18 protein-coding genes and 1 tRNA gene are annotated in these 17,344 nt (G+C 69.4%); 9 read left to right on the plus strand and 10 right to left on the minus strand.

Annotated features, from left to right (window positions below; translation table 11 throughout):
• Nucleotides 1-85: 85 nt before the first annotated feature.
• Entirely contained in the window at nt 86-730 is a 645-nt protein-coding gene (locus tag AC1RN5_RS07090; protein WP_493040538.1) for an FMN-binding negative transcriptional regulator, read from the minus strand.
• Nucleotides 731-832: 102 nt separating this feature from the next.
• On the minus strand, nt 833-1,306 hold the full coding sequence (gene ruvX / locus AC1RN5_RS07095; RefSeq protein ID WP_493040539.1) for a Holliday junction resolvase RuvX: 474 nt from the start codon (nt 1,304-1,306) through the stop codon (nt 833-835).
• 113 nt (nt 1,307-1,419) lie between these two features.
• On the opposite strand from ruvX, the gene gatC reads away from it, so the two are divergent.
• Both gatC and gatA read left to right on the plus strand, forming a co-directional pair.
• Complete coding sequence (gene gatC / locus AC1RN5_RS07100) at nt 1,420-1,707, plus strand: Asp-tRNA(Asn)/Glu-tRNA(Gln) amidotransferase subunit GatC (protein ID WP_493040540.1); 288 nt, start codon at nt 1,420-1,422, stop codon at nt 1,705-1,707.
• 4 nt (nt 1,708-1,711) lie between these two features.
• Nucleotides 1,712-3,184 carry an Asp-tRNA(Asn)/Glu-tRNA(Gln) amidotransferase subunit GatA gene (gatA, locus tag AC1RN5_RS07105; RefSeq protein WP_493040541.1) on the plus strand — a complete coding sequence of 491 codons (1,473 nt, stop codon included), beginning with the start codon at nt 1,712-1,714 and terminating at the stop codon, nt 3,182-3,184.
• Nucleotides 3,185-3,240: 56 nt separating this feature from the next.
• Here the strand turns inward: gatA and AC1RN5_RS07110 are convergent, their stop codons facing one another.
• Nucleotides 3,241-3,549 (minus strand): hypothetical protein, encoded by a 309-nt coding sequence (locus AC1RN5_RS07110; protein ID WP_493040542.1) that lies wholly within the window; start codon nt 3,547-3,549, stop codon nt 3,241-3,243.
• Nucleotides 3,550-3,657: 108 nt separating this feature from the next.
• Here AC1RN5_RS07110 and gatB point away from each other — a divergent pair, with 108 nt between their 5' ends.
• Both gatB and AC1RN5_RS07120 read left to right on the plus strand, forming a co-directional pair.
• Nucleotides 3,658-5,154, plus strand: a complete 1,497-nt coding sequence (gatB, locus tag AC1RN5_RS07115; RefSeq protein WP_493040543.1) for an Asp-tRNA(Asn)/Glu-tRNA(Gln) amidotransferase subunit GatB — start codon at nt 3,658-3,660, stop codon at nt 5,152-5,154.
• Entirely contained in the window at nt 5,154-6,077 is a 924-nt protein-coding gene (locus AC1RN5_RS07120; RefSeq protein ID WP_493040544.1) for a phytanoyl-CoA dioxygenase family protein, read from the plus strand. The genes gatB and AC1RN5_RS07120 overlap by 1 nt, the downstream gene beginning before the upstream one ends.
• Nucleotides 6,078-6,134: 57 nt before the next feature.
• On the opposite strand, the gene AC1RN5_RS07125 is transcribed toward AC1RN5_RS07120, so the two are convergent.
• Both AC1RN5_RS07125 and AC1RN5_RS07130 read right to left on the minus strand, forming a co-directional pair.
• Nucleotides 6,135-6,566, minus strand: a complete 432-nt coding sequence (locus AC1RN5_RS07125) for an RcnB family protein (RefSeq protein ID WP_493040545.1) — start codon at nt 6,564-6,566, stop codon at nt 6,135-6,137.
• 158 nt (nt 6,567-6,724) lie between these two features.
• A complete protein-coding gene (locus tag AC1RN5_RS07130; RefSeq protein WP_493040546.1) occupies nt 6,725-7,210 on the minus strand; it encodes a hypothetical protein in 486 nt (161 codons plus the stop codon).
• A 345-nt stretch (nt 7,211-7,555) separates the two neighbouring features.
• Here AC1RN5_RS07130 and AC1RN5_RS07135 point away from each other — a divergent pair, with 345 nt between their 5' ends.
• A complete protein-coding gene (locus AC1RN5_RS07135) occupies nt 7,556-7,825 on the plus strand; it encodes a sel1 repeat family protein (RefSeq protein WP_304697417.1) in 270 nt (89 codons plus the stop codon).
• 43 nt (nt 7,826-7,868) lie between these two features.
• On the opposite strand, the gene AC1RN5_RS07140 is transcribed toward AC1RN5_RS07135, so the two are convergent.
• Nucleotides 7,869-8,567, minus strand: coding sequence for a polysaccharide biosynthesis/export family protein (locus tag AC1RN5_RS07140; RefSeq protein ID WP_493041475.1), 699 nt, complete (start codon nt 8,565-8,567; stop codon nt 7,869-7,871).
• 261 nt (nt 8,568-8,828) lie between these two features.
• Between AC1RN5_RS07140 and AC1RN5_RS07145 the strand changes: the two genes are divergently transcribed.
• The 3 genes from AC1RN5_RS07145 (at nt 8,829) to AC1RN5_RS07155 (ending at nt 12,298) form a co-directional block, all read left to right on the plus strand.
• Entirely contained in the window at nt 8,829-10,250 is a 1,422-nt protein-coding gene (locus AC1RN5_RS07145) for a GumC family protein (protein ID WP_493040547.1), read from the plus strand.
• 81 nt (nt 10,251-10,331) lie between these two features.
• On the plus strand, nt 10,332-11,033 hold the full coding sequence (locus AC1RN5_RS07150; protein WP_493040548.1) for a P-loop NTPase family protein: 702 nt from the start codon (nt 10,332-10,334) through the stop codon (nt 11,031-11,033).
• On the plus strand, nt 11,030-12,298 hold the full coding sequence (locus AC1RN5_RS07155) for an O-antigen ligase family protein (protein ID WP_493040549.1): 1,269 nt from the start codon (nt 11,030-11,032) through the stop codon (nt 12,296-12,298). The genes AC1RN5_RS07150 and AC1RN5_RS07155 overlap by 4 nt, the downstream gene beginning before the upstream one ends.
• On the opposite strand, the gene hfsH is transcribed toward AC1RN5_RS07155, so the two are convergent.
• The 4 genes from hfsH to hfsE form a co-directional block, all read right to left on the minus strand.
• Nucleotides 12,295-13,059, minus strand: a complete 765-nt coding sequence (gene hfsH / locus AC1RN5_RS07160) for an oligosaccharide deacetylase HfsH (protein WP_493040550.1) — start codon at nt 13,057-13,059, stop codon at nt 12,295-12,297. The genes AC1RN5_RS07155 and hfsH overlap by 4 nt on opposite strands.
• A complete protein-coding gene (gene hfsG / locus AC1RN5_RS07165; protein WP_493040551.1) occupies nt 13,059-13,985 on the minus strand; it encodes a polysaccharide biosynthesis protein HfsG in 927 nt (308 codons plus the stop codon). Before hfsG ends, hfsH begins: the two co-directional genes overlap by 1 nt.
• Nucleotides 13,982-15,427: a polysaccharide biosynthesis protein HfsF gene (hfsF, locus tag AC1RN5_RS07170; protein WP_493040552.1), complete on the minus strand. Its 1,446-nt coding sequence runs from the start codon at nt 15,425-15,427 to the stop codon at nt 13,982-13,984. The genes hfsG and hfsF overlap by 4 nt, the downstream gene beginning before the upstream one ends.
• A gap of 95 nt (nt 15,428-15,522) precedes the next feature.
• A complete protein-coding gene (gene hfsE, locus AC1RN5_RS07175; protein WP_493040553.1) occupies nt 15,523-17,067 on the minus strand; it encodes a polysaccharide biosynthesis protein HfsE in 1,545 nt (514 codons plus the stop codon).
• Nucleotides 17,068-17,242: 175 nt separating this feature from the next.
• Between hfsE and AC1RN5_RS07180 the strand changes: the two genes are divergently transcribed.
• A tRNA-Ser gene (locus AC1RN5_RS07180) sits at nt 17,243-17,332 on the plus strand.
• The last annotated feature ends 12 nt before the right edge of the window (nt 17,333-17,344 follow it).

Genomic DNA, 17,344 nt, shown 5'->3' on the forward strand with positions numbered 1-17,344 from the left:
GTCGTAGCGGAGGCCGCGGACGGCGCCAAGCGAACTCGCCTATTCGCCCACAGGTCTGCGCCGGGCGCGAGCCGCCGGGCCGGGGCTACGGCGCGGTCGGCAACAGGTCCCGCATCGTCTTGGCGACCTCATGATCCTCGCTGCGGTCCGAGGCCAGCAGGCCGTCGATCATCCCCAGGCGATTCTCAAGCTTCTGCTTCTGGCCCATCTTCCAGTTCCCCTCGAGCCGGTCGACGCGCAGGCGCACGCCCACGATCGCGTTGATCATCGCCTTGAGATAGTCCTCCGGCGCGTCGGTGAGCGCCCAGGGTTCGGGTCGGCCCGCCTCATTCAGATCGCTCAGGTCCGACAGGTGCGACCGCAACCAGGTCTCGTCCTCGACCGCTTCCAGGGTTCCGTGGGCGTGGACGGCGATATAGTTCCAGGACGGCACGGCCTTGCCGTCGGCCTTCTTGTTCGGGAACCAGCCGGGGTGGATGTAGGCCTGCGGGCCCTGGAAGATCGCCAGGGCCGGAACGCCGGCCTGCGCGGTGCGCCACAGATCGTTCGGCCGCGCCACGTGGCCCTCCAGGTGGATTTCGCCTTCCGGAAGCTCTCGGACCAACATGGGGATATGGGTCGCCGACAGGCCGTCCGGCGACATCACCACCAGGGCGCCGAAGCGGATGCTGCGGATGGCGGCCACCAGGACCTGCGGGCGGTCTTCGCGTGTGGTGGGCGAGGTGTACATCAGGGCCTCCCGTGGAGCGGGCCCAAGCTAAGCCTTCAGGATCGCGTGCGATCAACCTTGAACTGCGCCCTCAGGAATTTGTGGCCTCGGTCGTTCGCCTTCCTAGGCCAGCCCCCGCAGCCGCTCCAGCGCCCCCTGAAGGATCCACCCCGCCGCCATCTTGTCCACCACCTCGGCGCGGCGGGCGCGGTTGATGTCGGCTTCGTCGATCAGGAAGCGGTTGATGGCCATGGAGCTCATCCGCTCGTCCCAGAAGGCGATCACCAGCTCCGGGCGCAGGCGCAGCAGGTTGCGGGCGAAGGCGCGGCTGGACTGGGCGCGGGGCCCCTCCGTGCCGTCCATGTTCACCGGCAGGCCGATCACGATGCCGGCGACTTCGCGGCCGTCCATCAGCTTGAACAGCGCCTTGGCGTCCTCGGTGAACTTGGTCTTGCGGATCAGCTCCAGGGGGCTGGCCACCATCCGCGTCGGGTCCGAAACCGCCACCCCGATGGTCTTCTCCCCCAGGTCCAGCCCCACCAGGGCGCCGTAGCGGGGCAGCAGGGCGGGGAGTTCGGTCAGTTCGACGACGGCCATGGGGCTACATAACCGGTGGGGAAGGGCCGGGCGACCGGGAGTTTCGCGACGGATCGCTTGTCAAAGGCGGGGCCGCACGGCTAACCCCTGCATCGAACAATCAGGAGGCCCCCATGGCCATCGACGCGGCGACCGTCCGAAAGGTCGCCAGACTGGCCCGCATCGCCGAGCCCGAAGACCGGATCGAGCCGCTGGCCCGCGAACTCAGCGGCATCCTGGCCTGGATCGAGCAGCTTTCCGAGGTCGACACCGACGGCGTGGAGCCCATGACCTCGGCCGTGGCCGTGGCCGCTCCCATGCGCGAGGACGTGGTCACCGAGGGCGGTGATGTCGGCAAGATCCTGGCCAACGCCCCCAAGACCAAGGACGGCTTCTTCGTCGTACCCAAGGTGGTCGAGTAAACCCATGTCCCAACTGACCTCGCTCACCCTCAAGGCGGCGCTCTCCGGCCTTGCCGACAAGTCCTTCTCCTCGGTGGAGCTCACCCAGGCCCACGTCGACGCCGTCGCCGCGGCCAAGCCGTTGAACGCCTACGTTCTGGAGACTCCGGAAAAGGCCCTCGACATGGCCCGCGCCGCCGACGCCCGCCGGGCGAAGGGCGAGGCCGGCGCCCTAGAAGGCGCGCCGCTGGGGATCAAGGACCTGTTCTGCACGCAGGGCGTCCGCTCGACGGCCTGCTCCAACATCCTGGGCAACTTCGTGCCGACCTACGAATCCACCGTCACCGCCAACCTGTGGCGCGACGGGGCGGTGATGCTGGGCAAGCTCAACATGGATGAGTTCGCCATGGGCTCCTCCAACGAATCCAGCGCCTTCGGGCCGGTGGTCAATCCTTGGCGGGCCGAGGGTCAAAACGCCAAGCTGACCCCGGGCGGCTCCTCCGGCGGCTCGGCCACCGCGGTGGCCGCCGACCTCTGCCTGGGCGCCACGGCCACCGACACCGGCGGCTCCATCCGCCAGCCCGCCGCCTTCACCGGCACCGTGGGGATCAAGCCGACCTATGGCCGCTGCTCCCGCTGGGGCGTGGTGGCCTTCGCCTCGTCCCTCGACCAGGCGGGCCCCATCGCCAAGACGGTGGAGGACGCGGCCATCCTGCTGAAGTCCATGTCCGGCCACGACGCCAAGGACTCCACCAGCCTGGACATCCAGGTCCCCGACTTCCCGAGCTTCGTGGGCAAGTCGGTGAAGGGCCTGCGGATCGGCATCCCGAAGGAATACCGCGTCGACGGCATGCCCGCCGAGATCGACGAGCTGTGGGAGAAGGGCATCGCCTGGCTGAAGGACGCCGGCTGCGAGATCGTCGAGGTCAGCCTGCCGCACACCAAGTACGCCCTGCCGGCCTACTACATCATCGCCCCGGCCGAGGCCTCCTCGAACCTGGCCCGCTATGACGGCATGCGCTACGGTCTGCGGGTCGACGGCGCCAACCTCACCGAGACCTATGAGAACACCCGGGCCGCGGGCTTCGGGACCGAGGTCAAGCGCCGCATCCTGATCGGCACCTACGTGCTCTCGGCCGGCTATTACGACGCCTATTACGTCAAGGCTCTGAAGGTCCGCCGCCGCATCGCCGACGACTTCGACCAGGCCTTCCAGAAGGTCGACGCCCTGCTGACCCCCACCGCGCCCTCGGCCGCCTTCGGGCTTGGCGAGAACGCCGACGACCCGGTGGCCATGTACCTGAACGACATCTTCACGGTGACGGTGAACCTGGCCGGCCTGCCCGGCATGAGCATCCCCGCCGGGGTCGACCACAAGGGCCTGCCCCTGGGGCTGCAACTGATCGGCAAGGCGCTGGACGAGGGGACTCTGTTCTCCCTGGGCGGCGCCCTGGAAAAGGCCGCCGACTTCCGCGCCAAGCCCGCCAAGTGGTGGTGACAAAAAACCCCCGCCCGTGAGGGCGGGGGTTCCTGTATCCCGGCGTCGAAGCGCTCTTACTTCGGCAGCTTGTCCAGGTCGGCCTGGACGGTCTTGAGCATGTCGTCGGTGAGCGCGCCCTGGCTCATCGGGGCGACCTGGGTCAGGGTCATCGACTTGAACTGGTCATAGGCTTCGTGCGTGGTCAGGCCCGGAATGTCCTTGTCCAGCACGGCCTTGGCGGCGGGATTGGCCACCAGGGTCTCGATCGGCGTGGACTCCACCGACAGGGCGGCGGCGGGCGCCTGGGCCAGGGCCGGGGCGGCGGCCATCAGGCCGAACGAGAGCGACAGGCCAACGAGGCCGGCGGCGAGTGTCTTCTTCATGGTGGTTCCCTTCCCCGAGGGGGTGTTTTTGCGCCGCCAGCAAAGCTTCAAAATAGCTGGCCGCGCAAGGTGCTTTCGTTGGCGCGCGGCCCGGTTTAGGAAAGCGGCATGACTGACACCTCCAAAGTGATCCAGGGCCGCACCGGTCCTTGGGAAATGGTCCTGGGGCTTGAGATTCACGCCCAGGTGGCCTCCAAGGCCAAGCTGTTCTCCGGCGCGGCCGTGGGCTTCGGCGGCGGGCCCAACGAGCAGGTCAGCCTGGTGGACGCCGCCATGCCCGGCATGCTGCCGGTGATCAACCGCTACTGCGTCGAGCAGGCCGTGCGCACGGGCCTTGGCCTCAAGGCTCAGATCCACCTGCGCTCCAGCTTCGACCGCAAGAACTACTTCTATCCCGACCTGCCCCAGGGCTATCAGATCAGCCAGTTCAAGGATCCCGTCGTGGGGGAGGGTGAAGTCATCGTCGAGCATGACGACGGCTCCACCTTCACCGTGCGCATCGAGCGCCTGCACCTGGAGCAGGACGCCGGAAAGTCGCTGCACGACCAGGACCCCAACGCCACCTATGTGGACCTGAATCGCGCCGGGACCGCGCTTATGGAGATCGTCTCCAAGCCCGACATGCGCTCGGCCGCCGAGGCCGCGGCCTATGTGAAGAAGGTGCGCACCATCCTGGTCTATCTGGGCACCTGCGACGGCGACATGGAGAAGGGCAACCTGCGCGCCGACGTCAACGTGTCGGTCTGCCGCCCCGGCGCCTACGAGAAGTTCCGCGAGACCGGCGACTTCGGCCACCTGGGCACGCGCTGCGAGATCAAGAACGTCAACTCCTACCGGTACATCCAGCAGGCGATCGAATACGAGGCCCGCCGCCAGATCGAGATCCTCGAGGATGGCGGCAAGATCGATCAGGAGACCCGGCTGTTCGATCCCACCAAGATCGAGACCCGCTCCATGCGGTCCAAGGAAGAGGCGCACGACTATCGCTACTTCCCCGATCCCGACCTGCTGCCCCTGATCCTCGACCCCGCCTGGGTGAAGAAGATCCAGGACTCGCTGCCGGAGCTGCCGGACGCCAAGAAGGCGCGGCTGCAATCGCAGTACGGCCTGTCGGCCTATGACGCCGGGGTGCTGATCACCGAGCAGGCCCGCGCCGACTTCTTCGAGGAAGCCGCCAAGGGCCGCGACGCCAAGCTGACCTCCAACTGGGTGACCAACGAGCTGGCCGCCCGGCTGACCGCCGCTGGCCAGGACATCGGCGACAGTCCGCTGAAGCCCGCCGACATCGCCGAGCTGGTGGCCCTGATCGAGGAGGGCGTCATCTCCTCCAAGATCGCCAAGGACGTCTTCGACCGCATGTGGGCCGGCGAGGGCGGCGCGCGCGCCATCGTCGAGAGGCAGGGCCTGCAACAGGTGTCCGACACCGGCGCCCTGGAGGCCATGATCGACAAGCTGATCGCGGCCAATCCGGGCCAGGCGGCCGCGGTGAAGGACAAGCCCCAGGCCATCGGCTGGTTCGTCGGTCAGTTGATGAAGGAGACCGGCGGCAAGGCCAATCCCGGCACGGTCAACCAGCTCCTGAAAGCCAAGCTCGGGATCGGCTGATGTTCGGCTTCGGCGAGAAGCGGCCTTCCATGAAGGCGCTCTGGTTGGACAAGCCCGACGCCCTGGCGCGCATCGAACGCTCGCGGGTGTCCGACGAGTTCAAGACCGCGGCCCGGGAGCTGAGCACCGACGGCTTCACCATCCTGCGGGGCGTGGTGGACGGCGATCTCTGCGCCAGGGTGATCGACGACTACGACCGCTACGCCCGCGAGAACGCCGACTATGTCGCCCGGAATCTCGACGAGATGGGCCGTGAGAAGCGGCTGGTGAACTTCCACCTGTGGTCAGAGGCCGAGCTGGCGGTCGTCGCCAACGCCAAGGTCATGCGGCTGCTGGACTATCTCTTTGACGAGAAGGCCTGCGTCTACACCACCCTGACCTTCAAGTACGGCACCCAGCAGCCCCTGCACCGCGACACCCCGCACTTCGCCACCTGGCCGGAGAGCCGCTTCTTCGGGGTCTGGACGGCGCTGGAGGACGTCAGCGCCGAGGCCGGGCCGCTGATGTACGTCAAGGGCGGGCAGCGCTTCGTCATGGAGCACCACCGCGACATCATGCGCCGGGTGCAGCGCGACCGTCCCGACCTCGGCCCCCAGGACCAGCTCACCCTGGCGCTCGACCTCTATAATGGCCAGGTGATCCAGGACAGCCCGAGCGCCGGCGAGGTGGTGACCGCCCCTATCAAGCGCGGCGACGTGGCCATCTGGCATCCGCAACTGCCGCACGGCGGCTCGCCGGCCGTCGATCAGACGCGCTCGCGCTGGAGCGTCGTGGCCCACTGCGCGCCCGAGGCGGTGCAGCTCTATATGATGGACACCTTCTTCCATCACGACGGTCCCGAGCCGCCGCCCCGGCGCTATGGCTTCCTGCGCAAGGCCCACGGCCGCCGCATCGCCGACTCCGGCGCCACCGCCTACATGTAGCCCACGAAAAGGGCCCCGGAGCGCGAACTCCAGGGCCATTCACGTTGAGCCGGCGCCCTAGTTGTTGCTGATGATCTCGAAGATGATCCCGGTGGCGATGGCCGCCAGGACATAGTCGTTGCCGGTCCGATACCAGGCGTAGCCGCGGGGCGGCTGACGCAGACGGTAGCGGCCGTAGTCATAGACCGGGTAGCTCCGGTAGTAGGCCGGCAGGGCCGCGCCACGGCGCCACTGGGCGTATCCGGGACGATAGTAGGGGTTGCCGTAGTAGGCGGCCGGCGGCGGACCGTAGGTCCAGCGGTTTCCCGCATAATAGCCGTTGTAGCGGCCGCGATCCCAATCGCGCCGGTCGTGACGATGCTCCCGGCGGTCGTACCGGTCGTCGTAGCGATCGCGATAATAGGACTGCGCCTGGGCGGCGGTGGCCGTGGCGGCCATGGGGCCGGCGACGGCCGCCACGGCGGCCAGGCTCAAGATCAGACGTTTCATACCCACGTCTCCTTCACCACGCCCTGATGGGCGAACATCCCTCGTGCGCCACGGTGGCGGCTCCTGCCTGAACCACGCCTGAACGCTGGGGATGGGGAAACGCCGGGCCCCGGGCGAAAGCTCCAGACGGGAGCGCCCGGGGACCTGTCGTGCGTCCCTCAGGGGAAGGTGACGATCCGGAGAACCTCGCCGGTGGAGGTGCTGGCCAGGATGTACTCGTTGCCGACCCGGTACCAGGCGTAGCCGCGTTTGCGGGCCAGGCGGTTGTCGGTGACCATGTAGCCGCGGAAGTAGGGCGGCAGCAGCAGGCCGGGGCGCCAGACGCTGCGGCCGGGCTCGTACTGCTCGAAATAGCCCATGTTGTTCTGGCCGCCGGCGGGGGGCGCGTAGTAGGTCGCGCCGGCCGGGGGCGGCGGGCCGTAGGCTTGGCGGTTGTCCTGATAGCCGCTGTCCCGGCGCTCCTCGTAGGAATAGTAGTGGTCCTGGCGCGCGCCATAGTCGTAGCAGTCGCAGCGTTCGTCGCGCCTCTGGCTGGAATAGCCGGTGTGGGGATCCCAGGACTGCGCCTGGGCGCCGGTGGCCGCCAGGGCGAAACCGCCGAAAATCGCCGCCAGGGCGGTCATGCTCAGGATGGTGCGCTTCACTCAGATCTCTCCAGCCGCCGGATCGCTCTCTCCGACCGCAGCCGGGAGATGTGAGTCCAGACCTACTCAATCCAAGCTTGGCCGTCTGCCAGTCTCGCGTGTGGCGGGAGCACCCGGTCGCCGTCGGCGTTAACCAGGCGCCCGGCGAAAGAACCCATTTTGGGTTTACATTCGGTGCGGAGGTTTGCGTGCAGTAACGCCCGCGAATGCTGATTTGGCCTGCGGCTGAACACCGCAGTCCTTGAGTTTAACCATATGTTCAGTGGCTATCGACTTCTCTGATCCCACGACGGTCGGAGACGCGCGCCAGAACGGGGCCTGCCGACCGCAAAGGGAAACGAAGTCATGCTTACGAGCGTGGAATCGGAGGGCGGCCTCCCGCTGCCAGGCGCCGATGCCTCCGGGGACGAACTGTTCCGCATGGGTCTGCTGTACTCGACGGGACAGGGCGGCGCGCCGCTGGACTATGTCTCGGCTCACATGCTGTTCAACCTGGCCGCCATGCGCGGCTCGATGGAAGCCAAGATCTACCGCAAGGAACTGAGCCAGGAGATGGCCTCCGACGAGGTCGCCGAAGCCCAGCGCCAGGCGCGCGAATGGCTGGCCCACGGCTGATCGGCCGGGTCGGAGCCTGATCCCACGGCGCCGGCGTCCGCGCCTATTGTCCCGCGGCTTGGGCGCCCAGGGCGTAGCTGAATCCGAACTGGATCGGCGACAGGTCGCGGAAGTACTGCTGGACGAACAGGGCCGCATTGGCCACGCCGCTGCGCGGCACATAGACGATGTCGAACCGGCGCAGGGGCACGAGGTCCGCGGCCGGATTCTTCAGGCCCTTCCCCAATTTCACCGTCCGCATCATGCCGCGCCCGTCGGGGCCGCGCCGCAGGATGATGACCTTGTCGCGGTCTCCGCTGGGCTTGAAGTCGCCGGCCTGGATGACCGCGCGCAGGGCGTCGGTGTCGCCCACCATGTCGTAGACGCCGGGACTGCCCACCTCGCCGCCCACGAAGACCTTCAGCGGCGCGGCCTTCGGGGTCACGTCGACGACCGGGCGCAGCAACTGGCTGGCATAGGCCTCCGACAGGGCGCCCTGCAGTTCAGGTCCCGTGCGGTCGGCCGCCATGACCCCGCCGATCAGGGGCAGGGAGATGCGGCCGTCGGGCTGCACCGTCACTGTCTTGTTGAGTTCCGGCGCCGAAGGCAGGCTGACCTCGATCTCGTCGCCCGGATAGAATCGGTAGGGCGGCTCGTAGTCGCTCCAGGTGGCGTAGGGGATGTCGCCGAAATTCCCCTGGTCGTCACGCTGCGCCCGCGCGCCGCGCGGCTCGGGCTCGTCGATGCGGCCCAGCAGATCCATCCGCGGCAGGCGCGGCAGGTGAGGGGCGCAGCCGCCGGCCGCGAGGCTCGCACAGGCCAGCAGGACGGACGCGAATTTCAGGCTGGGACGCATGACCGCAAACCTTAACGAGAATGGGTAATGGAACGTTAATCGTCCCCCGCCACGGTCCCTCCGTAGGGCTAGAACAGTCGGAATCGCATGGCCGCGCCAGGGGCTTGGACAATCAGACCGCACGATCAGGCGCCGCGCCCCGACTGGGCCGCGCGGCCGCGCTACGCCGTGTCGGACTTCGCGACCCTTCTGTGGCGTGAACGCTACCTCATGGTGGCCGTCTTCGCGATCATCTTCGTCCTGGGGGCCGCGGCGGCCTTCACCATGAAGACCACCTATCCGGCCTATTCCAGCGTCCTGGTGCGGCTGGGCCAGGAGTATGTCTACGAGCCGCTCTCGGGCGACGCCGGCCGCGGCGCGGTGCCGGACTCCGACCAGGTCATCCAGTCGGAAACCGAGATCCTCGGCTCGGGCCAGCTCAAGCAGCGGGTGATCGACAAGCTGGGCCTGGCGCGGATCTATCCGGTCCTGGCGGCCAAGTACGCCACCGCCGACGCCGGCGAGAAGAAGCTGATCCTGGGCCAGGCGATCCGCAGCCTGGACAGCGCCACCAAGATCGAGACGGCGCCCGACACACCCATCATCCGCATCAGCTTCACCCACGAGAATCCCGAGACCGCAGCCTTGGTGCTCAACACCCTGCTGGAGGAGTACCTGATCTATCGCCGCTCGGTGCTCACCGACCCCACCTCGCCGGCCCTGGCCCGCCAGCGGGAGGCCTTCGCGGCCCGGCTGACCCAGGCCGACGCGGCCTATGAGGACTTCCTGAACAACAACCGCATCGGCGACTTCGCCGCCGAGAAGACCTCGCTGGGCCAGCTCCAGCAGCAGATCGAGCAGCAGAAGTACCAGACCGACACCCAGCTCCAGGACCGCATGGGCCGGTTGGCCATGCTGGAATCCCAGATGGGCCAGGTCTCGCAGGAGGTTGGCCTCTATCGCGACATCTCCAGCGCCGCCAACGACAAGCTGATGACCCTGAAGCTCCAGCGGGAGGACCTGCTGTCGCGCTACAAGAACGACGCCCGCCCGGTTCAGGAGCTCGACGCCCAGATCGCCCAGCTCGAGGCCGGCATCTCCAGCGGCCGCACCCAGGGCGAGGGCGCCCGGCGGATCGGGGTCAATCCGGTCTACCAGACCATCCAGACCGAGAAGATCCAGCTCACCGCCGAGGTCGCCGCCCTGAAGCAGTCCCAGGTGGCGCTCGCCAACCAGGTCGCCCAGCTCACCGAGCGCCGGATGCGCCTGGCCGAGTTGGAGCCGAGGTTCCAGGCCCTGTCCCTGGACCGCGACGTCCTGCAGGCCAGCGTCCGCGACTTCACGGTCAAGGAGCAGCAGAGCCGAGCCGCCAGCGAGATCGCCTCGACCACCAACGACAATATCCGCATCGTCAGCCGGGCCACGCCCCCCACCAAGGGCAAGAGCCTGAAGAAGCCGGTGATCGTGCTGGCCTTCCTGTTCGCCGCCTTCACCGCCCTGTGCGCGGGCCTGCTGCGGATGTTCCTGCGGCCCGGCCTGCCCACCGCCCAGTCGGCCTCCCGCACCCTGGACCTGCCGGTGCTGGCGACCGCGCCGATGAAGGTCCGGTGACCGGGGGTGGCGAACGGCCGCCGTTCGCTCGCCCTGAACTTGCGGTAGTTTGAACAGCTTGCGCGCGTATCGATTCGAGGGATGGTGGACCTGAACGCCGAGATGGCCGACCTGTGGGCGTCGCTGGGCGCGCCGGCCTCCGGTCGCGCGCGCATCGTCCAGGTCGTGGCCGCGCGCCGGGGGGAGGGCACGTCCACGGTGGCGCGCGAACTCGCCTTCTTCGCGGCCAAGCGCGCGGGCCGGTCCGTCTGGCTGGTGGACCTCGACCTGCTGGCCTCGCCGCAGCACGCCGCCATCGGCGCCGAAAGCGACCGCTACGGCCCGCTCGGGGAACCCGCCGCCGCCAGCCCCGACGGCTCGATCTTCTTCACCGTCCAGCCCGCCTCCCACGGCCCCGACGGTCAGCCCTGGCCCGACGCCCGCTATCTCTGCGCCCACCGGGTGGGGGCGGCCCGCTGGTGGGTCACCCGCTTCCGCCGCGAGGGGTTGAAGGGCCGCCAGAGCGTCCACATCCTGCCCACCGGCGACTACTGGACGGCGCTGCGCAAATACGCCGACCTGATCATCGTCGACTGCCCGTCGCCGGAGCGGTCCCAGGCCGCCCTGACCGTGGCCCCCTTCATGGACCAGACGGTCCTGGTGGTGGCCGCCGACGAAGCCGACGTGCGGGCGCCGGCCCAGCTGCGCGACGCCATCACCGGGGCGGGGGGGACGGTGACCGGCATCTTCTTCAACCGCGCCACCGTGGCCCAGCCGGCATTCCTGAAGGCGATCCTGCCGTGACCGCCCATGCCGCCTGGTCGGGGGCCGACGTCTCGGGGCGGCGACAGATCAGTGTCTGGGACCTGGCGATCTTCGCCGCCAGCGTCTCGATCCTGCTGATCTTCAGCGAAGGCTGGGTCTTCCCCCTGCGCGGCGACGCCAACAACACCGCCTTCGACAAGCTGATCCCCCTCGGCTACCTGCCGGCCTATGCCGCCGCCGCGCTGCTGATGGCCCTGACCCCGGTCAGCGTCGTCCGCGCCGTGATCCGCCAGCCCTTCCTGATCGTCCTGATGCTGATCGTGGGGCTGTCGATCTTCTGGTCCACCGCGCCGGACATCACGGTGCGGCGGGTCGTGGCGGTCTACGCCACCACCCTGGGCGGAGTGGTCCTGGCCGCGCGCTATCGATGGGCGGAGCTGGCGGAGATCTTCGCCACGGCCTTCGCCGTCCTCGTCGTGATCTCCTTCATCATGCCCCTGGCGGTCCCCTCCATCGGGGTGATGCACGAGCTGTTCCCCGGCGCCTGGCGCGGGGTCTGGGCCGACAAGAACGCCATGGGGGGCATCATGTCCCTGGGTTTCGCCATCCTGGCGGCGGCGGCCATGCTCAATCCCCAGCGGGCCAAGATCTGGTGGCCCTTCGCGGCGCTGGCCGTCCTGCTGGTGATCATGTCCACCTCGAAGACCTCCCTTGTCACGGTGATGATGGCCCTGGGCGGCCTGATGTTCGTCGGCCTGGCGCGGCGCAGTCCCGCCGCCGGGGTGGCGACAAGCTGGCTGGCCGTCCTGGGGATCGTGATGGTGGCCAGCGTGGCGATCTTCGCCGCCGACCTGTTCTTCGACCTGCTGGGCAAGGACGCCACCCTCACCGGGCGGACCGAGATCTGGGACGCCGCCATCCACCAGATCGAGAAGCGGCCCTGGACCGGCTACGGCTACAGCGCCGTCTGGGACGACACCAGCCGCTGGGGGCCGCTGCCCAAGATCGTCAAGGAGGCCGGCTGGAAGCCGCACCACTCCCACAACACCTGGATCGAGCAGTGGCTGGGCCTGGGGGTCTTCGGCCTCGCCGCCTGGGGCCTATGCTTCCTGCAGACCATGGTCCTCGCCGTCGTCTCGGTGTTCCGGGACAAGGGCGCCTACCTGGCCCTGCCGTTCCTGCTGGTCTACGGCCTGACCTCGCTCACCGAGAGCGTGGCGGTGAACTACAACGATTTCCGCTGGGTGATCTTCGTGGCCCTGGCGGTGAAGCTCTGCTGGCCCGACCGCGAGGTCACGACCTAGAGACCCAGGCGACGCGCCCCTTCGCGCACCGTCACCACGTCGAACCCCTCGGCCACGGCCCGGTCGATCAGACGGGCCAGGACCTCAGGCGTGCAGCCCCAGGGGGAGGGGTCTGGCCGGACGTCGTGGGTGTAGAGGATCAGCCAGGCGGTGCGGGCCTTGGCCTCGTCAAGCCAGCGGCGGGCGACCATTTCGCCCTCGGGCCCCTCGATGCCGACGGCCGGCGCCTGGTTGAGGTCGCAACCCTTCTCGATCAGGCCGTGATGCAGGGCCCGCAGGGTGGAGAACCGCTTGGCCAGCGCCTGCTTGGGGCCACCCGCGACGTCGCCATAGGGATAGGCGAAGCTCACCAGGTCCTCGACTCCCCACTCGGCCATCGCCTGGGCGTTGCGCGTCACATCGGCCAGGGCCGCGGGGCCGCTGGCCTGGCCGCAGTCGAGATGGGAATAGGTGTGGCAGGCGATCTCATGGCCCGCCTTGGCCAGGCGGCGATAGTCCACCGCCTCGGCGCAGACCCCCATGGGGGCCTCGGTCCCCGCCAGACCGGCGGAGACATAGTAGGTCCCGGCCAGGCCGCGGGTCTCCAGCAGGGCGGCCCCGGCCACCGCGGCGGTCAGGGGGGCGTCGTCGAAGGTGAAGGAGACCATGGGCCGCTCGGGCCCCCTGGCCAGGGGGCGGCGATGCACCAGGCGCACCAGGCGGCGGCGCAGTTTGCCCTTCAGCGAACGGTCGGCGGAGTAGGCCTCGGCATAGGTCGCCATCAGACTGCCTCGGCGTAGAGGGCGGCGCGATAGAGGCGCAGGGCGAAGGCGCGGGTCTTCAGCGGCGGACCCTCCGTCAGCGCATAGGCCTTCAGCATCGGCCGCCACAGGCTGCGCAGCGGCGCGCGCTTCAGGACCCGGGCGACCTTGTAGCTGGGATAGCGGCTGATGACGGCGTGGTGGGTGGCCACGATGCGCGCGAAATTGCCGGTGGATTGCTCGTACTTGTCGGCCAGGGTCCTGGCGGTGTCGAGGCCCAGGTGGGTGGCGGTGTTCTCGACGTGCAGGATCGGCCAGCGACGGGCCACCCGCATGCCCCATTCCACATCCTCCCAGCCCCAGCCGGCGAAGCCCTCGTCGAAGGACTCCGCGGCGAAGACGTCGGCGCGGACCAGCAGGTTGGAGGTGAAGATCTTCTCCGGGGTCAGGGCGCGCTCGGCGGCGGGCAGGCAGTCCGAATGCCCCGCCATGGCCCGGTGCAGGGCATGGTCGGCCCGCGGCGGCGCCTGGTCCAGGGAGAAGCCGCCGAAGGCCACCGCCGGGTTCTCCCGGGCGATCAGGTCCAGCCATGCGGCGATGAAGGCGGGCGAGTCCGGCAGCATGTCGCTGTCCAGGAACAGGAAATGGCCGGCCCGGGCGTGGGCCACCAGGCGATTGCGGCCCTTGGATCGGCCCTCATTGGCCGCCAGCCGGGCGAAGCGGGCGGGCAGGGGGAGGGCCGCGATGGCGGTCTCGACCCGGGCTGCCAGCGCCGGGTCGCCCGAGCCGTCGTCCAGGATCACAACCTCGGCGTCGCCGGTCTCGCGGGCCAGCGCCGCCAGCAGCGGGGTGGGATCGTCTCCCTTGAACGGGATGAGGATGGACAGCGCCGGGCGGCCCTTGGCCCACAGTGGGTTGTCGAACAGGGTCTCGGCCTGCGGGGTCATGTGGCGCTCCGGGCGCGGAAGGTGCGGAAGGCCTCGCGGCCTCGGCTGCGCAGGGCGCCGGCGTCCAGCAGGGCCACCACCAGGCCATAGACCAGCGCGCCGGCGATGGCCTTCAGCGCCAGTTCCGGCAGGCCGCCCAGGGCCGGGATGCGGCTGACCGCCAGGGCCATCAGCAGGCTCGCGCCCCCCGCCTGGGCCAGGGTCAGCCAGGGGATCGGCAGGGCCAGGGTCCGGCGCCCCAGCAGGACGGAGGCCGCCAGGCCGAGCGCGTAGCTGGCCGGCGTCGCCCACAAGGCGCCGTCGAGGCCGAAGCGGGGGATCAGGATCAGGTTGAGGACCACATTGCCGCTGGCCGGCACGATCATGGCGATCAACAGGAAACTGGTCCGGCGTCCCAGGGTGAAGGCCTGGTGGAAGTAGTAGGTGGTCAGGCCCGCCAGCAGGCCGCTGAGGGCGATCCACGGGGTGACGTGCGCCGCGCCGGTGCTGAGGGTCTCGCCGATCATCAACTGCGACAGGGGGCCGGCCACCAGGGCCAGGCCGGTGGCCGCGGGGACGGTGAGCAGGATCATCAGCTGCGCCTGCTCGCGGGCGGCCCTCGCCAGGGCGTCGCGGCCGCCGCGCTCCAGGGCCATGATCAGGGCCGGGCCTCCGGCGGCGCCCAGCCAGATGAAGACCACGTCCAGGGTGCGGTTCGCCAGGCTGTAGCCGGCGTGATAGACGCCCACCGCCGCCTGATCGAGGAAGGCGGCCAGCAGGAACCGGTCGGTGGTGGCCAGCACCAGGGCCAGGATCAGGGACAGGGCGACCGGCGCGCCATAGGCGGCGTGCTCCCGCGCCCGGTGAGGGGCGAAGGCGCCTGGCCTGGCGCGAGCGAACTCGCCGGGCAGGAACCAGAGGGTGCACAGGGCCGCGGCCAGGCCGTAGCCCATCATCGGCGCGGCCCCGCCGAATCCGGCCCAGGCCAGACCCGCCCCCAGGATGAAGCCGCCGAGGGTCTGGGCGATGTCGAGACTGGCGGCCCCGGCCACCTCGCCGGCGGCGCGGCGGCGCTCCTGGGCGAGCTTGGCGAAGGTGCGGAAGGGGACGGCGGCGAGGCCCGCCAGCACCGCGACCCGCAGGCCGGGCGTCATGGGCCACAGGACGGTCAGCCCGGCCACGACGGGCACCAGGGCGATGAGCAGCAGCCAGGTGCGATAGACGGTGGCGGCGTGGTCGGCCCCGCCGTTGCGCTCGGCCTCCCGGGCCCAGAACCGCGCCATCGCCGCCTCGTTCCAGGTGAAGACGGCGGTGTGGGTCAGGGTCATGACCGAGAAGCCCAGGGCGTAGTCGCCGAACTGGGCCGGGGTCAGCAGCCGGGTGAAGGCCACGATGGTGAGCAGGCCCACGACGCCCTGCACGATATTGACGGGCAGATAGCCGACCACCCCTCGCCAGAACATCGTCGCAGCCTCTTCGAAACGCCGGCGACCGGGCCGCCGGGATTGAGGCTCAGCTTGCCCCACAAGGCGGTTTCAAACGGTTAAGGCCGTGGGCCTCAGCGGATGTTCTCGCGGTCGCCCAGCAGGCAGGGCAGGGTCATGGCGATGATGTAGAGGTCGAGCAGGAAGGACTGCCGCTCGATGTACTCCACGTCCAGGGCCACCCGGCGCTTCACCAGCTCCGGGGTGTCCACCGGACCCCGCGAGCCGTGGATGGCGGCCCAGCCGGTCATGCCGGGCTTCATGCGGTGGCGATGGGCGTATTCGGCCACCAGGCGGGCCGATTCCACGTCGCCGGTCATCATCCCCACCGGATGAGGCCGGGGCCCCACCAGGGACATCTCGCCGGCCAGCACGTTGAAGATCTGCGGCAGCTCGTCTAGCGAGGTCTTGCGGATGAAGCGGCCGACCCGGGTGACGCGGTCGTCGTCGGCCTGGGTCTGGCGCACCTTGGCCTGGGGCGTGGCCTGGACCTGCATGGAGCGGAACTTCCACACCACGATCTCTTCGTTGTTGAAGCCGTGGCGGCGCTGGCGGAACAGGGCGGGACCCGGACTGTCCAGCTTGATGGCGAGCGCCACCAGGCCCATGACCGGGGCGGCCACCACCAGAGCCAGGGATCCGACCACAAGGTCTTGAATACGTTTGACGATCACCCGTCGGTCGTCCAGCGGCGCGCCGGAGATGTGGGCCAGGGGGACGTCGGCGATGCGGCTGATGGCGGCGGCCTCGTGGGCCGCGTCCTCGCCGTCCAGCAGCAGGGTGACCTCGTTGGGCAGGACCCGCAGCCGCTCGATCACCTGGCCGACCCGGGCGCGGGCCTGGGAGGGCACGGTGATCACGATGCGGTCGACATAGGGCATGATGCGGTGGGCCAGCAGGGCGTTGGTGTCGCCCAGCACGGGGACGCCGCGGATGCCGGCGGGGCTGCGGGCGGCGCGGTCGTCGAACACCCCCAGGATGTTGGCCTCGCGGCTCAGCAGGGTGGCGACGATCAGGCGCTCGGCCGCGCCGGTCGCCCCGACCACGACGATGTTGGGGGTCAGCCGGCCGCTGGCCCGCCAGCGCCGCACGCAGAGCCACCAGACGATGTGCAGGCCGTAGGTGGCCGCGAAGGCCAGCGGACCCCAGATGACCATGGCCTGGCCGAGCGCGGCCAGGGACACGAAGGGGATCAGGGCGACGAAGGCCGCGCCGGCCCCGACCGCGAAGGCCCCGCTGAGGCGCGCCAGGTGGTAGGCCAGACCCTCGCGGCGGCCGAAGCCGTAGGCGCGGAAGATCGAGAGGGCGAGGAGCACCGCCAGGACGCCGGCGCAGGTCACCGAGAGGCCCGCGGCGCCGTTCGCGCCCAGGCCATGGGCCGCGAAACCGGCGAGGACCAGCACGGCCGCGTCGCCACCCTGGAACATGCGGGCCACCACGCGGCCCTGCAGGCGGGCGCGGGTCGGGATCAGGGCCTTGGGACGGAACGGACCGCGGCGGTCGGCGGTGTCCTCGGACTCGGCGGCCGGCAGGTCCGGCGCCTCGACGGCGGGCGCGGGTTCAGCCTCGAGCTCGGCCTCGGGCCGGGCCTTGCGCTGGAACTGGACGATCGAAGCCATGGAGCGGGAGCCACGCACACAGAATTGGGTCGCTGCAATGTGACGCAGGGGTCTGATCGTCGGGTTAACGACCGAGCAGGTTCGTTGAACGCCAAGGGATTCGGGGGCCTCGCGCGGAAAGCGTGCGACTCGATTGCCAGCCGCATTCGAAACCGCTATCCGTCCCGGCCTTGATGGTGACGTGGCCGAGTGGCTTAAGGCAACGGTTTGCTAAATCGTCATACGTGAAAGCGTATCCAGGGTTCGAATCCCTGCGTCACCGCCAAGACCTTCCCGC

Source organism: Phenylobacterium sp. GW821-FHT12F10 (genome assembly GCF_058806695.1).

What these genes read in the sequence shown, in the direction of transcription:
- AC1RN5_RS07090 (WP_493040538.1), bottom strand. Translation starts at nt 730, where the DNA reads ATGTACACCTCGCCCACCACACGCGAAGACCGCCCGCAGGTCCTGGTG.
- ruvX (WP_493040539.1), bottom strand. Translation starts at nt 1,306, where the DNA reads ATGGCCGTCGTCGAACTGACCGAACTCCCCGCCCTGCTGCCCCGCTAC.
- gatC (WP_493040540.1), top strand. Translation starts at nt 1,420, where the DNA reads ATGGCCATCGACGCGGCGACCGTCCGAAAGGTCGCCAGACTGGCCCGC.
- gatA (WP_493040541.1), top strand. Translation starts at nt 1,712, where the DNA reads ATGTCCCAACTGACCTCGCTCACCCTCAAGGCGGCGCTCTCCGGCCTT.
- AC1RN5_RS07110 (WP_493040542.1), bottom strand. Translation starts at nt 3,549, where the DNA reads ATGAAGAAGACACTCGCCGCCGGCCTCGTTGGCCTGTCGCTCTCGTTC.
- gatB (WP_493040543.1), top strand. Translation starts at nt 3,658, where the DNA reads ATGACTGACACCTCCAAAGTGATCCAGGGCCGCACCGGTCCTTGGGAA.
- AC1RN5_RS07120 (WP_493040544.1), top strand. Translation starts at nt 5,154, where the DNA reads ATGTTCGGCTTCGGCGAGAAGCGGCCTTCCATGAAGGCGCTCTGGTTG.
- AC1RN5_RS07125 (WP_493040545.1), bottom strand. Translation starts at nt 6,566, where the DNA reads ATGAAACGTCTGATCTTGAGCCTGGCCGCCGTGGCGGCCGTCGCCGGC.
- AC1RN5_RS07135 (WP_304697417.1), top strand. Translation starts at nt 7,556, where the DNA reads ATGCTTACGAGCGTGGAATCGGAGGGCGGCCTCCCGCTGCCAGGCGCC.
- AC1RN5_RS07140 (WP_493041475.1), bottom strand. Translation starts at nt 8,567, where the DNA reads ATGGATCTGCTGGGCCGCATCGACGAGCCCGAGCCGCGCGGCGCGCGG.
- AC1RN5_RS07150 (WP_493040548.1), top strand. Translation starts at nt 10,332, where the DNA reads ATGGTGGACCTGAACGCCGAGATGGCCGACCTGTGGGCGTCGCTGGGC.
- hfsH (WP_493040550.1), bottom strand. Translation starts at nt 13,059, where the DNA reads ATGGCGACCTATGCCGAGGCCTACTCCGCCGACCGTTCGCTGAAGGGC.
- hfsG (WP_493040551.1), bottom strand. Translation starts at nt 13,985, where the DNA reads ATGACCCCGCAGGCCGAGACCCTGTTCGACAACCCACTGTGGGCCAAG.
- hfsF (WP_493040552.1), bottom strand. Translation starts at nt 15,427, where the DNA reads ATGTTCTGGCGAGGGGTGGTCGGCTATCTGCCCGTCAATATCGTGCAG.
- hfsE (WP_493040553.1), bottom strand. Translation starts at nt 17,067, where the DNA reads ATGGCTTCGATCGTCCAGTTCCAGCGCAAGGCCCGGCCCGAGGCCGAG.